Genomic DNA, 13,353 nt, shown 5'->3' with positions numbered 1-13,353 from the left:
GGCGCAATTCAATGCGCTTGCCGATGCGAAGGGGGTCGCTTACGCCAAAAGCGCCCCCGTTCATCGGCTTCGATAATCTCCAGCGCCTTGCCGAGGCTTTTTACCGTACCGCCTTCATAGGCGTGCCAGCGCAGGGCATCGTTCATCCAGAACAGCTTCCAGACACCAGAAGGCCGGAGGAAATTGATTTTCGCCACCGCCAACGGAGCTTTCTCGCCAGGCTCTCCTTGCGCATTCTGCCGCAGTGCAAACAAACACACGCTCTGGCCGGTAATTTGGTATAGCAGCTCGCCATCGCCGCCCTTGTCCGACCGCCCCAGGCGGGATTGCAGAAAGCGCGTTAACTCAACCCGAACGCTTTGGTATTCACTCTCACTGAGCGCCATAGCCATTTTCCTGTCTGTGCATGACGGGGCAAACCGGCATCCCTACGCCGTTCACTCCAGCATACCGGCCGGATAGCCAGACATTAATCCTGATATTTGCACAGTACCTTTAGGTCAGACTGGATTAAGCGATCCGTTTTCCGCCTCAATATCGGAGATGATGTGGGTCACGCTATCCAGGTGGCCGATGCTGACTTCGCTGGAGCGGTTAAACTTGCTTTTATCAATCAGCAACAACGATTGGGAAGCGCGTTTGAGCAGTAGGGACTTGAACTCGGCGTTATAGACGTTTGAATCCCAGAGTTCCCCGTGATGATCGATGCCTTCGCAGGAAAAGATGAACAAGTCGATATCCATGGATTTCAATTGAGACAGCAGCGCCGGATTCACATAGCAGCCATACTTGCGTTGCAGCATCCCGCCCGAGCTGATCAATTGGATCCGTTCCCGTTTGCCAAGTTCATGGCAAATGGGCTGGCTATTGGTGAATACCGTCACCTCGATATCCGGTAATTGCCGGGCCAGATACCAGCAAGTGGAACTGGCGTCCAGGGCGATAACCATACCGGCGTCAATCCAGGCCAGGGCGTCCCGGGCAATATCGGCTTTATGGGCATAATGGCTTTTCAGACGGGTGAGGAACGGATCGCCGCTATCCTGGCTTTGCCGGCGGATATATTTGGCGCGGCCATGATTGCGCAGTATTTTTCCCTGGGCCTGAAGCGCGTTCAGATCGCGGCGAACCGTTTCCTGGCTGACGCCCAGCCGATGGGACAATTCTTCCGTGGTCAGGCTTTGATATTGGAAGAGTAATTCAACGATGGTCTGTTGGCGCGACGCCTTCATGTTTTCCCCCGTCATGCGTAATACCCAAAGGTGTCGAGCTGCGGTGAAGCGGCGGTAGGGCGACACATCCGTCGAAAACGTATCCCTCCCGCCATCGGCGGTTCACAGGCGTTTGCGGCGCATGTGCCGTTCATTTGCCACCGGAAAGCAACGGGGATCATGCCGGGCATGGCGACTCGCGCCGACGGGCATCTCGCCCAAAGATTACGGCGTTACCCCCTTTTTTAACAGGATATTGCCATATTTCGCACACTCGCCTGTGATAACGATCACGTAAGCCTGCCGGGCGCGCTCGTAAAACGCGAAACGATCAATACGGGTTATCTCCGGGCAGGGATGCTGGGCGGACAACGCTTTCTTATAACGCGCTTCCACCGCGGGATCCAGGCTGTCGCCTTGCACCGGCGCCATCATCACCAATGGCGGCGCGTAGCTGTCCAGTTCGAACAGCGGAATAATGGCCGCCAACAGCGCATCCACCGCCAGGCCATCGGCGCGGATCACCTTGGGCCCCAGACTGTGCGCCGGGAAATGGGCGTCGGAAAAAACGATTTCATCGCCGTGTCCCATCTCCGCCAGCGTTTTAAGCAGTTCCGGGGAAATTAACGGCGAAATGGTTTTCAGCATATTATTCTCCTTGCAGCGATTCGGTCACCGCAGCGGCCAACGGCGCGGCGGGGGTTTCCGGATAAAAGTAACGATACTGGCGGCACACCTGATCGCGGGCCTGAGCCGGACTGTCGAATGCGCCCACGCCGTACCAGGCATACATGGCGGCGCCGGTTACCGTGGTTTCCGCTTCCTCCAGCGCCTTGACGGGTATGCCGAGCATATCGGCTTTGATCTGGTTCCACAATGTATTGCGGCTGCCGCCGCCGACCAGCAGCAGTTCCCGGGTATGGAAACCGCCGATTTGCTCCAGCGTGCGCAACTGACCGCGCAACTGCGCGGTCAGCCCTTCCAGCGCGGCGCGATACAAATGGGCGCGGGTACTGTTTAGGGTGACGCCCTGCCAACCGGCGTTCACCCCGGACAACAGGTCGCATTGCATACGCACCCCATCGGCCCCCGGCGGGATGCGCCGCGCTTCGTCGATGAGCGTTTCCCAGGGCGTGTCATCGCACCAGAGCAACCGGCGCACCCATTCCAGCACGCCTGACGCCAGCCATTGCATCCCCGGATTGAACAACCCGGACTGGCTGTCCAGCTCACAGGTGGAACCGGGGAAACGGGAAAGCAGCGGCGTATCGACCTGAGCGCTGCGCGCCATCAGAATCTCCCAGGTCCCGGACGAGAGCACCGGTTCATCGCGGCCGGCGCCGGCGCCGAACAAGGCGAATTGGGTGTCGTGTCCGGCCGAGATCACCGGAATGCCTTCGGGCAACCCCAGGGCCCGCGCCGCTTGCGGTAACAAAACGCCCACCGGTTCGCCCGCCTCGGTCAAGGAAGGAAACAACCGGGACGGAATATCGACGGCCTGTAAAATCTCCCGGCTGAAATCACGCGCGCGGATATCCAGCAATTGACTGGTGCCCGCCATGGTAACGTCGGTGGTAAACCGGCCGGTCAACCGCTGGTTGATAAGAGAGGAAATAAACAACCAGGCATGAGCCCGGGTCAGCAATTGCGGGTGATTTTGCTTCAGCCAGACCAGCTTATAGAGCGTATTGAAGCTGAACGCGCCGACGCCGGCTGTCTGTTGCAAACGCTGCGGGGAAATCATGTCGCCGATACCCGCCATGACCTCGGCGGTACGGGGGCATTTCCAACTGATGATGGGATAGAGCAGTTCACCATGTTCGTCCACCAGCGCGCCATCCACGCCGAAGGTGGTCACGGTCAGGCCCCGCACCCGATAGTCGGCCAGCGCCGGCGACAACTCGCGGCAACAGCGGGCAAAACGGCGCAGAATGGACTCCAGCGACCATTGGTGCCAGGCGCTGTTCTCCGCCGCGCTATCGCTCGCGTTGGGCGTGGATGCCCGGGCGGCAATCTTGCCCTGGCGGTCGACGGCGATGGCGCGCACATTAGTGGCGCCGCAGTCGAGCACCAAAATGACCTCTTGCTTCATAATCGCTCCTGAAACCCTGCATGGCCCCCTTTGCCGGGAAGGGGGCGAATGGGTTAACGTTTGTACAGCGGGCCGTAATTCTGGCAGGCGCGGTAATCCTGTCCTTCGCTATCCATACCGTGGGCCGCCCAGGCGGTGGGCCGATAGATTTGCGCCGCCGCCACATTATGCATACACACGGGAATACGCAGCATGGCGGCAAGCGTAATCAGATCCGCCCCGACATGCCCCACGGTCAGCACACCGTGGTTGGCGCCCCAGTTAGCCATTACCGAGTAGACATCGGTAAATGGCCCTTCGCCGGTTAAACGCGGAGCGAACCAGGTGGTGGGCCAACTGGAATCGGTACGTTTATTGAGAATGTCATGGACGTCTTTCGGTAATTCCACGCTCCACCCCTCGGCGATTTGCAGTACCGGCCCCAATCCTTTGACGATATTCACCCGCGACATCGTAAAAGGCACGCCCCCTTCCGTGAGGAAACAAGACGAGAAGCCGCCGCCGCGGAAATATTCGTGAATAGCCGGGCACCATTGCGTGGCGGCAAGACACGCATCCGCCTCGCGCTGGCTGACTTCCCAATGGGGTTTTATGGTGGGCCGGCCTTCGGCGTCCCGCTGTGTACAGGTGCCGTCCAGCGCCGCCGAGCCGGAATTGATCAAATGAATAACGCCATGTTCCGCCGCGCCGGTCAGGGATTGGCCGGTAACACGGCGTACCGCCTCCGGCGACCAATAGGTGCGCACATCGGCGAACACCTGGGCCGTACCGGTCAGTTGGTGGCCAAGCAGCATGGCGACGCCGTTTAGGCTATCGTTTTCCGTGGCCACCACCAGGGGCTCGCGCACGCCGTTCCAGTCAAAAGAACTGTTGAGCAGGGCTTCCGCGGTATCGCCGTTGGTGTATTGATCCGTCCAGTGGCGCTGGCCCTGGAAACCGGCGGCGATGGCGTTATAGCCCAGCGATTCCTCCACCCGGCCGATATCGGCCAGTTTGGGGTTGCCCCGCATCATGTCGCGGATGCACATGGCCATCAGCAGGCCTTCACGCAAAATGGCGCGGCTTTGCTCCGTATTGCGCCGGTATTGCTGGGCGTTTTTGTCCTCGCCGTAACGGAAATGCGCGTCGGCCCAGGACAGCGCCAGCGCCAGTTCCGCCTGGTCGTAGATTTTCTGATCGATACGACGGCGCAACTCGGTCATGTCCACCGCCTGCACTTTCATGCCCAGCCAGGATTCAAAGAAATTATGATCGACAATGGAGCCGGCGATCCCCATGGAAACGCCCCCCAGGGACAAATAGCTTTTGCCCTTCATGCCCGCCACCGCCAGCCCGGCGCGGGCGAAGCGTAATAATTTCTGCTCGACGTCGGCCGGAATCGAGGTATCGTCGGCATCCTGCACGTCATGGCCGTAAATGGAGAACGCCGGAATGCCCTTCTGGTTATGGGCGGCAAGCGCGGCGGCCAGATAGACGGCGCCGGGGCGCTCGGTGCCGTTGAAACCCCAGATGGCCTTGGGCCGCAGCGGATCCATATCAATGGTTTCGGCGCCGTAACACCAGCACGGCGTCACCGTGATGGTAAGACCGACATTCTGGCCGCCGAATTTTTCCTCGCAGGCGGCCGCTTCCGCCATACCGGCGATGCAGCTATCGGCAATCACGCACTGCACGTGTTCGCCGCTGGCGTGACGCAGTTTTTCCGTGAGCAACGCGGCGGTGGCCTTGGCCATATCCATGGTCTGGGTTTCCAGCGATTCTCGCACGCCCATGCGGCGTCCGTCGATTACCGGACGAATACCGATTTTGGGTAAGTTATTTTGCTTCATGACAGGTTCCTCTTATGGTAAATCCGTGGAAGTCGTTATTAACAGGTCGCCGCTTGCGAGCGGAAACGGGCAAAGATGAAGATGACGGCGAAACACAGGGCCGGCACCAGTTCGGCGGTGGGGATCCGTCCCGCCGCATCGCTGACATAGCCCATTACCGGCGTGACGATACCGCCGCCGATAATGGTCATCACAATAAAAGACGATCCGTACTTGGTATCCTGGCCGAGCTGCTTGATGCCAAGGGAAAAAATGGTCGGGTATTGAATTGACATGAACGCGCTGCACAGGGTCAACGCCAGCAAACCGATATGGCCGCCGGCCAGGGCGGATACCAGACACAGGATCATGGCGATCAGGGCATAGGCGGCCAGCACCTTATAGGGCGCGAAGCGGCGGATAAGCCAGGTGCCGGTGAAGCGGCCAATGAAAAAGCACACCATGGTGCCGGTCAGATAATTGGCGGCGAAACCGGGTGTCATGCCAGGAATTTCTTCAATGGCGTAGCGGATCAGATAACTCCAGCAGGCGGTTTGCGCGCCCACATAGCAAAATTGCGCCAGCACCGCCCAACGCCAATGACGAATATGCGCCAGCCGACCCAGCGAGGCGACGAATGATCCCTGCCCTGAGTCATCATGGCTGTCGCTTTGTATGGCCGGAAAGGTGGTGAACATGATAAACAAAGCCACGACCAGCACCACCGCCACGATAATCATGTAGGGAGTTTGCACCGCCAGCACCAGGCTATGTTTGTAGGCGCTTAACTGCGTCGGCGCCATTTTGTCCAGTACCGCCTGCGGCTGGTGCGGTACATGCGCCAGAATCAGACTTTGCCCGAACACCACCGCGATAATGGCGCCCAATGAATTGAAGGTTTGCGCCAGATTCAGGCGAAAATGTCCCCCTTCCTCCGGTCCCAATACCGTGACAAAGGGGTTGGCGGCGGTTTCCAGGCAACCAAGGCCGGCGGCGATAATAAATAAACCTAGCAAGAACAAGGTATAATCCATCCCCTGCGCGGCTGGCCAGAATAAGGCCGCGCCGATAGCGTAAAACAATAAGCCGGTGATTATCCCTGCTTTATAGCTCATTTTTTTCATGAGAATACCGGCGGGGATGGGAATCACAAAGTAGCCGAAGTAAAATGAAGACTGAATAAGCCCAGCCTGGAAGTTATTTAAAGTAAAAGCCTGTTGGAATTGTGGCAACAGGATATCGTTAAGATTATTCGCAACCGCCCAGAGAAAAAACAGCGAGCAGAGCAAAGCGAACGGAATAACATAGCTTTTGCTTCGCTCTCCGGCGGCGACCCGGTAGTTTTGCGATTGAATAGAAATATTGCCCATAGCGTCCTCGTAAAATAAGAAGCGTTTTCAACAACCCGTGTCTTTGCGGCTGCTGGCCGGTACAAACCGCGTATTACTCAAGAGTTCAGGTCGCTGTGCGCGCTTGCCAGCCTGTCTTGTAAATGAACTCGTGGGTTCATTCTCAAATAAAAAAGCCGCGGTAATATGAGCTCAGTCACAATTATCGTCATGCTGAACTTATTCTGTGATTACGATCACTTTTAATTTCATTAAATCATGACCGTTTGCGACAAAATTAAATGCAAACCCACGCGATGAATGACCGATTTATTTTTTTGCCTTGAAAACGGTCAATTCCATTGTTTTTTCAGAATTTTGACCGTTTTAAATTCAGTCAACCCAAACGGACATTTTTATTATCACTATTTTCTTGACCAGCGGTGATAATTAGACGCAAGAGTTGATATCCGTCACAAATTAACACGAGAAAGTTTCCCTTATTTAAATAGCATCCGATGATGGCATTCTATTTTCGACTGACAAGATTGGGCATAAGCGCAACAAAGCAGGGTTGTGCGCATGGGTTATCATACAGAGAGGTAAATAATGGAAAGAGCAATCCTGGCGCGGCAGATTATCGATACCTGCCTCGCCATGACCCGCCTCGGGTTGAACCAGGGGACGGCGGGCAATGTCAGCGTCCGCTATCGGGATGGGATGCTGATCACGCCGACCGGCATTCCTTATGAAAAATTGACCGAATCGCACATCGTGTATATCGATGCCGATGGCCGGCACGAAGAGGGTAAACTGCCATCCAGCGAATGGCGATTTCATATGGCCGCCTATCAGGCCCGGCCGGACGCCCATGCGGTCATTCACAACCATGCCGTGCATTGCACCGCCGTCTCCATCCTCAACCGCCCCATTCCGGCCATTCACTATATGATTGCGGTGGCCGGCGGCAACTCCATTCCCTGCGCCCCCTACGCCACCTTCGGGACCCGTGAGCTCTCGGTTCAGGTCGCGGCGGCGTTAAAAAATCGCAAGGCCACCCTCTTGCAGCATCATGGCTATATCGGCTGCGAAACCAATTTGGAGAAAGCCCTGTGGCTGGCGCAGGAAGTGGAAGTCCTGGCGCAGCTTTATCTTACGACGCTGACGATTCAGGACCCGGTCCCGGTATTGGATGACGAATCCATCGCCATTGTGCTGGAAAAGTTCAAAACCTACGGTTTGCGGATTGAGGAATAGCCGCAAGGACCGATGACAGGAGAAAACAATGGCTAACAGAATGATCCTTAATGAAACGGCCTGGTTCGGCCGCGGCGCGGTGGCGTCGCTGGCCGATGAGGTCAAGAGACGGGGTTATGGCAAGGCGCTGATTGTAACCGATAAAAATCTCATGGCCTGCGGCGCGGCGGCCAAGGTCACCGACCGGTTGGATGAGGCCGGACTGGCCTGGGACAGTTTTACCGGCGTGGTGCCGAACCCTACCATTGCCGTGGTGCGCGAAGGGCTGGCGGCGTTCGAGAAAAGCGGCGCGGACTATCTGATCGCCATCGGCGGCGGTTCGCCCCAAGACACCTGTAAGGCAATCGGTATCATCCACAATAATCCCGAGTTCTCCGATGTGCGAAGCCTGGAGGGGCTGTCGCCCACCCGCCGGTCCAGCGTGCCGATTATGGCGGTGCCGACCACGGCGGGCACCGCGGCGGAGGTCACCATCAATTATGTGATCACCGATGAGGAGCGCCGCCGTAAATTCGTCTGCGTCGATCCCCATGATATCCCGGCCGCCGCATTCATCGACGCCGATATGATGGACGGCATGCCGCCGGCGTTGAAAGCCGCCACCGGCGTGGACGCCCTGACCCACGCCATTGAGGGTTACATCACCCGCGGCGCCTGGGCGCTAACCGATGCGCTGCACATTAAGGCCATTGAGATTATCGCCGGCGCGCTGCGTGGTTCGGTGGCCGGCGATAAAAACGCCGGCGAGGCCATGGCTCTGGGCCAATACGTGGCCGGCATGGGTTTTTCCAATGTCGGGCTTGGACTGGTGCACGGTATGGCGCATCCGCTGGGGGCGTTTTACGATACCCCTCACGGTGTGGCCAACGCCATTCTGCTGCCTTATGTGATGCGCTACAACGCCGCCGATACCGGCGAGAAATTTCGCGATATCGCCCGCGCGATGGGTGTTTTTGTGGAGCGTCTGAGTCTGGAGCACGCCCGCGGCGCGGCCGTGCAGGCGGTGTTTGACCTCAATCGCGATGTGGGGATCCCGGAGAACCTGCGAACGGTAGGGGTGCGGGAGGCGGATATTCCGGCGCTGGCCCAGGCGGCTTTGGCGGATGTCTGTACCGGCGGCAATCCGCGGGAAGCCAGCCTGGAGGATATCGAGGCATTATACCGCCAGGCATGGTAAGTCGTAAGGGAATGGCGGAGGCGCCCGCATATGTCTTGACGGCGCGGCGCCGCAAAGACTCGCTCGACGAACTCCGCCAGCACATAAACCGGATCGGACTCCGTTTAATTATAATCGGTGAAGGCCCCCGCCTTAACCCTACCCATTTACCCATGTTAAAAAAATAAGAAATTTTGATGACCATCACAGTTATCATTGGAAAATGATCCGCACTGGCCTTCGTGACAAATAAAATATAACCAATTGAATTTAATGAAATTAAATCATGTGTGATTTATCCATGTCACATTTTAGTCAAATTTGATGTAATCACAATGTTAATGCAATGATACATAACTTATCGCCACTGTAATCCCCCCTCTGTCTGGATGAATATTTTATGTACACCGGTTTACTCCAACACAAACCCCTGGTCACCTTTGCCTTTTAGCGGTCTACGGCCGTCGGGACCGTATTGACAAGAAATCGATTTCTAATATCCTCCATCATGCTTATACGACAAATTTCTGTGAAAATTCGCCATCCTGAGAAATCGATTTCTGACACTCGGGATTACCTTTCTCCTCTAGCAAGCGAGGTAGCGAGTGACGACGAAAACTTTTTTAACCGACACGGGTATTCCTCAGGTCTATATCTCCGGCAAACCCCGTATCCCGGGCCGTAATAAACGCCTGATCATTACCGCGCTGATAAGCATCCTTATATTGCTGCTTATCATCCGTATCGTTATCAGCGGGGCGATCAACTGGCCGGTGACGGCCGCTTTTTTCTTCCATCCGGCTATTTTGAATGGTCTGGTGATGACGTTACAGCTTACCGTGCTTTCCATGCTGGCGGGCATCATCCTCGGCACCTTGCTGGCCACCATGTCCATTTCCCGCTACCGCGTGGTGAATGGCGCCGCCGCGCTGTATATTTGGCTGTTTCGCGGCACCCCGCTGCTGGTGCAGTTAATTTTCTGGTTCAATATCGCCCTGGTTTTCCCGGTCGTTGGTTTCGGCAGTTGGCAAATTTCGGTGAATGCCCTGATAACGCCGTTTATCGCCGCGGTGTTGGGACTGGGACTAAACGAAGGCGCCTATATGGCGGAAATCGTCCGGGCCGGTCTGAATGCCGTTGACAGCGGACAGACCGAAGCCGCGCACAGTCTGGGGCTTAGCCGGACCAAAGTGATGACCCATGTGGTCTTTCCGCAGGCTTTGCGGATCATCACGCCGCCCACCGCCAATCAGATTATCGGCATGTTGAAAAACACTTCGCTGGTGTCGGTTATCGGCGCCCAGGAACTGTTGACGCGATCCGAAGACATTTACGCCCGTAATTTCCATGTCATCGAATTGCTGGTGGTGGCGTCGATATGGTATCTCATCCTCACCACGGTGGCCTCCGGCCTGCAATATTGGCTTGAGCGGCACCTGGAGGGCAAGACTGCCCACAATTTGCTTTCCGAGACGGGGGTGTGATGATGATGGCCGCCCTGCTCTCTCCCGAAAAAGATACGGCGCAATCCTCCGCCCCGAAACGCCCCATGCTTTGCGCGCGGGACATTTGCAAAAGCTTTGGCGCCAATCAGGTGCTGACCGATGTGTCCCTGAATGTCGATCGCGGTGAAGTGGTATGCATCATCGGCCCGTCCGGATCCGGCAAAAGCACCTTTCTGCGGTGCCTGAATTTCCTGGAATTACCCGACAGCGGCGGTGTCTGGCTGGACGGCGAACGCTTCGGCTGCCAGGAAAAAAACGGCGTGTTGTGGGAACTTCCGCCACCCGCCTTCGCCCGTCAGCGGGCGGCGATGTGCATGGTATTTCAGCGATTCAATCTGTTTCCGCATCTGAGCGCTCTGGATAACGTCACCCTGGCGATGCGCCATGTGTTGAAAATCTCCCGCCGTCAGGCGGAAGAAAACGCCACGGCGGTACTGGCCTCGGTCGGCATGGACAGTTTCGCCCATCGTCGCCCGACGCAGATGTCGGGCGGTCAGCAACAGCGTGTCGCCATCGCCCGCGCCATCGCCATGCAGCCTAAAGTCCTGTTGTTCGATGAACCGACCTCGGCCCTGGACCCGGAACTGGTCCATGAAGTGCTGTCGGTCATGACGCAGTTGGCCCGGCAGGGCATGACCATGGTGGTAGTGACCCATGAGATGGGATTTACCCGTCAGGTCAGCAATCGGGTGGTGTTTATGGATCATGGCCGGATCGTCGAGGAAGGGCCCAGCGCGCAGTTGCTCAATGCCCCGGCACAGGCGCGGACACGCGCGTTTCTGTCGAAAATCAAATAACACGCGCGTTTTCTTCAACCGTTTGTTTTGCACAGGAGATCGTTATGTCATCGCAAACAGTCGCGGTGGTCGGCGTCGGCGCCATGGGTAGCATGTCGTTGTGGCAACTGGCCCGGCGCGGATACAAAGTCACCGGTTTTGATCGTATGGGGGTACCGCACGATACCAGCGCCCACGGCGCCGAATCGCGGATTTTCCGTCTCGCCTATAAAGAAGGCGCGGAATATATTCCTCTGCTTAAACACTCCTTGGCATTATGGCGCGAGTTACAGTCCGCCTCGGACCGGCAATTCCATTATCCCATCGGTTGCCTGTATATCGGCGAGCGGGGAGCGGAGTGGCTTAACGGCACGCTGGAAGGCGCGCGCCAGCATCAGGTGCGCCATGAAGTGCTGGATGAACAGGCGTTGCGCGCCCGTTTCCCCCAGCATCGGCTCAACGGCGGCGAATTCGCCCTATTGGATCTGGATGGCGGCCTGCTGCGACCGGAACTGGCGGTGCGGGCGGCCGTCAAGGCCGCGCTGGCGGCCGGCGCCACACTGCATCAGGGCTGCGAGGTCACCCGAATCCATCCCCACGGGGATGGGGTCGATATCACCTATGACGGCAATACGCAGCGTTTTGATCGGGTGGTGGTCGCCGGCGGCGCCTGGGGAACGCGCATGATCGATGTCCCTTCGCCGCGCTTTATCGCCCGTCGCCTGGTGGGAACCTGGTTCGCCGTCGATCGGACCGAGGATTACCTGCCGGCTCATTTTCCGGTCTGCATCCGGCGCACGCCGGAAACCGAATATTCCGGCTTTCCCTGTATGGATGGCTGGACCGTCAAAATCATGCCGCCGGTGAATTACCTGAGCAATATCGATCCGTCCACGGTGGACAGAACGGTGGCCTACGCCGACACCGCCATTATGCGCCGAGTGGCCCGGACGCTTTTACATGGCATGGATCCCGAGCCGGTGCGCAGCGGGGTGTTCCTTGACGGGTTTACCGCCGATGATCGTCCGCTTATCGACTACCACCCGGAAACCGAGCGCATCGTTATCGCCGCCGGTTTTTCCGGACATGGCTTCAAAATGTGTCCGGCGGTGGGTTCGGCGGTCGCCGATCTGATTGACGGCGGCGGCGATCCTTATGTCCGCCGGTATTTCTCTCTTAATAGCGTTTTTCGGCAAGGTTTCTGAAATCGATTTCTCACAGCCCGGTCGGAGTTGGCCGGTTAATCCACCGCGGTTTGCGGTTCTTTAGAGGTCTACACCATGAGTTTATTCGTCAATACCTGGCGGACAACGCTGGTCGCCGCGACATTCTGGTGCGCTCACGCCGCCTTCGCCGCCGAGTTACATATCGGTCCCAAAGGCGAGCCGCTGACCATCAATGCCTCCACCGCCCTGGCCGGCAAGGTGCCCCATCCGGGCGGAACGCTCACGATCGGCACCGATCCCGGCTCGCCGCCCTATTCCTACTACAAGGAGGACGGGTTGACCCTGGTTGGGCTGGATATTGATTTGGGCAATGCCATCGCCGCCAAACTCGGCCTGCATGTTAAATGGCAAACGCTGAAGTTCCCCGGCATTCTGGCGGCTATCAAGGCGGGCAGGATCGACACCGCCCTTAGCGCCATGGGAGATACGCCGGCCCGGGAAAAAGAAGTGGATTTCGTTGATTATTCCACGGACGGCAACGCCATCGTGGTGGCGAAAGGCAATCCGAGCGGCATCAAGAAAATCGGCGATCTGTGCGGTAAGCACGTCGCGCTCTTGCAGGGCAGCGTCATGCAGGGCCTGGTGGAAGGACAAAATAAAAAGTGCGCCACCAAGATCGATATCCAGGTCTTTCAGGACATCAATCAGGCCCTCTTGCAAGTCCGCACCCACCGGGCTGACGCCACCATGTATCAATACGGCATAGCCGCCTACATCATCAAGACTTCGCTGGATGCCGCCGGCCTGGAGCTCCTGTCTTTCGAGCAGTACGGCACCGGTTATAACGCCATGCCGTTCCGCCGAAACGATAGCGCGATACGCGACGCCGTCCAGGGAGCGCTGACCGAGATGAAAAAAGACGGCAGCTATCAAAAGATCCTGACCGCCTGGGGCATGCAAGCCAACGGGCTGGATAAATTCACCATCAATGACGGTCTGCGTTTCAATCAGCCGGCCGGTTGATGTTTTCCCGATGCTTCACCCTCGTTTTTGT

At 57.4% G+C, this 13,353-nt stretch carries 12 protein-coding genes; 6 read left to right on the top strand and 6 right to left on the bottom strand.

Features of this window, described 5'->3' with window-relative positions:
* Positions 1–8 precede the first annotated feature (8 nt).
* The 6 genes from FCN80_RS08470 to fucP form a co-directional block, all read right to left on the bottom strand.
* Entirely contained in the window at positions 9–386 is a 378-nt protein-coding gene (locus tag FCN80_RS08470) for a DUF3024 domain-containing protein (protein ID WP_170975343.1), read from the bottom strand.
* A gap of 114 nt (positions 387–500) precedes the next feature.
* Complete coding sequence (gene fucR / locus FCN80_RS08465) at positions 501–1,232, bottom strand: L-fucose operon activator (protein ID WP_136989719.1); 732 nt, start codon at positions 1,230–1,232, stop codon at positions 501–503.
* A 204-nt stretch (positions 1,233–1,436) separates the two neighbouring features.
* Positions 1,437–1,859, bottom strand: a complete 423-nt coding sequence (gene fucU / locus FCN80_RS08460; protein WP_136989718.1) for an L-fucose mutarotase — start codon at positions 1,857–1,859, stop codon at positions 1,437–1,439.
* A 1-nt stretch (position 1,860) separates the two neighbouring features.
* Entirely contained in the window at positions 1,861–3,303 is a 1,443-nt protein-coding gene (fucK, locus tag FCN80_RS08455) for an L-fuculokinase (RefSeq protein ID WP_136989717.1), read from the bottom strand.
* 53 nt (positions 3,304–3,356) lie between these two features.
* Positions 3,357–5,132, bottom strand: a complete 1,776-nt coding sequence (gene fucI / locus FCN80_RS08450; protein ID WP_136989716.1) for an L-fucose isomerase — start codon at positions 5,130–5,132, stop codon at positions 3,357–3,359.
* Between the two features lie 38 nt (positions 5,133–5,170).
* Complete coding sequence (fucP, locus tag FCN80_RS08445) at positions 5,171–6,481, bottom strand: L-fucose:H+ symporter permease (RefSeq protein ID WP_136989715.1); 1,311 nt, start codon at positions 6,479–6,481, stop codon at positions 5,171–5,173.
* Between the two features lie 567 nt (positions 6,482–7,048).
* Between fucP and fucA the strand changes: the two genes are divergently transcribed.
* The 6 genes from fucA (at position 7,049) to FCN80_RS08415 (ending at position 13,322) form a co-directional block, all read left to right on the top strand.
* On the top strand, positions 7,049–7,696 hold the full coding sequence (gene fucA / locus FCN80_RS08440; RefSeq protein ID WP_136989714.1) for an L-fuculose-phosphate aldolase: 648 nt from the start codon (positions 7,049–7,051) through the stop codon (positions 7,694–7,696).
* 28 nt (positions 7,697–7,724) lie between these two features.
* Positions 7,725–8,873: a lactaldehyde reductase gene (gene fucO, locus FCN80_RS08435; protein WP_136989713.1), complete on the top strand. Its 1,149-nt coding sequence runs from the start codon at positions 7,725–7,727 to the stop codon at positions 8,871–8,873.
* Positions 8,874–9,457: 584 nt separating this feature from the next.
* Complete coding sequence (locus FCN80_RS08430; protein WP_230492563.1) at positions 9,458–10,336, top strand: amino acid ABC transporter permease; 879 nt, start codon at positions 9,458–9,460, stop codon at positions 10,334–10,336.
* Between the two features lie 5 nt (positions 10,337–10,341).
* The gene (locus FCN80_RS08425; RefSeq protein ID WP_230492568.1) at positions 10,342–11,154 is read left to right on the top strand and encodes an amino acid ABC transporter ATP-binding protein; all 813 of its coding nucleotides are present in this window, start codon (positions 10,342–10,344) and stop codon (positions 11,152–11,154) included.
* Between the two features lie 44 nt (positions 11,155–11,198).
* Positions 11,199–12,338, top strand: a complete 1,140-nt coding sequence (solA, locus tag FCN80_RS08420; RefSeq protein ID WP_136989712.1) for an N-methyl-L-tryptophan oxidase — start codon at positions 11,199–11,201, stop codon at positions 12,336–12,338.
* Between the two features lie 75 nt (positions 12,339–12,413).
* Positions 12,414–13,322, top strand: a complete 909-nt coding sequence (locus tag FCN80_RS08415) for an ABC transporter substrate-binding protein (protein WP_136989711.1) — start codon at positions 12,414–12,416, stop codon at positions 13,320–13,322.
* Positions 13,323–13,353 lie beyond the last annotated feature (31 nt).

Source organism: Martelella alba (genome assembly GCF_005217455.1).
Classification (GTDB): Bacteria; Pseudomonadota; Gammaproteobacteria; order Enterobacterales; family Enterobacteriaceae; genus Acerihabitans.
The sequence above is the reverse complement of the archived record's forward strand: the minus strand, read 5'-3'. Positions and strand labels throughout refer to the sequence as shown.

Coding starts and splice junctions, on each gene's coding strand:
- FCN80_RS08470 (WP_170975343.1), bottom strand. CDS start 386: ATGGCGCTCAGTGAGAGTGAATACCAAAGCGTTCGGGTTGAGTTAACG.
- fucR (WP_136989719.1), bottom strand. CDS start 1,232: ATGAAGGCGTCGCGCCAACAGACCATCGTTGAATTACTCTTCCAATAT.
- fucU (WP_136989718.1), bottom strand. CDS start 1,859: ATGCTGAAAACCATTTCGCCGTTAATTTCCCCGGAACTGCTTAAAACG.
- fucK (WP_136989717.1), bottom strand. CDS start 3,303: ATGAAGCAAGAGGTCATTTTGGTGCTCGACTGCGGCGCCACTAATGTG.
- fucI (WP_136989716.1), bottom strand. CDS start 5,132: ATGAAGCAAAATAACTTACCCAAAATCGGTATTCGTCCGGTAATCGAC.
- fucP (WP_136989715.1), bottom strand. CDS start 6,481: ATGGGCAATATTTCTATTCAATCGCAAAACTACCGGGTCGCCGCCGGA.
- fucA (WP_136989714.1), top strand. CDS start 7,049: ATGGAAAGAGCAATCCTGGCGCGGCAGATTATCGATACCTGCCTCGCC.
- fucO (WP_136989713.1), top strand. CDS start 7,725: ATGGCTAACAGAATGATCCTTAATGAAACGGCCTGGTTCGGCCGCGGC.
- FCN80_RS08425 (WP_230492568.1), top strand. CDS start 10,342: ATGGCCGCCCTGCTCTCTCCCGAAAAAGATACGGCGCAATCCTCCGCC.
- solA (WP_136989712.1), top strand. CDS start 11,199: ATGTCATCGCAAACAGTCGCGGTGGTCGGCGTCGGCGCCATGGGTAGC.
- FCN80_RS08415 (WP_136989711.1), top strand. CDS start 12,414: ATGAGTTTATTCGTCAATACCTGGCGGACAACGCTGGTCGCCGCGACA.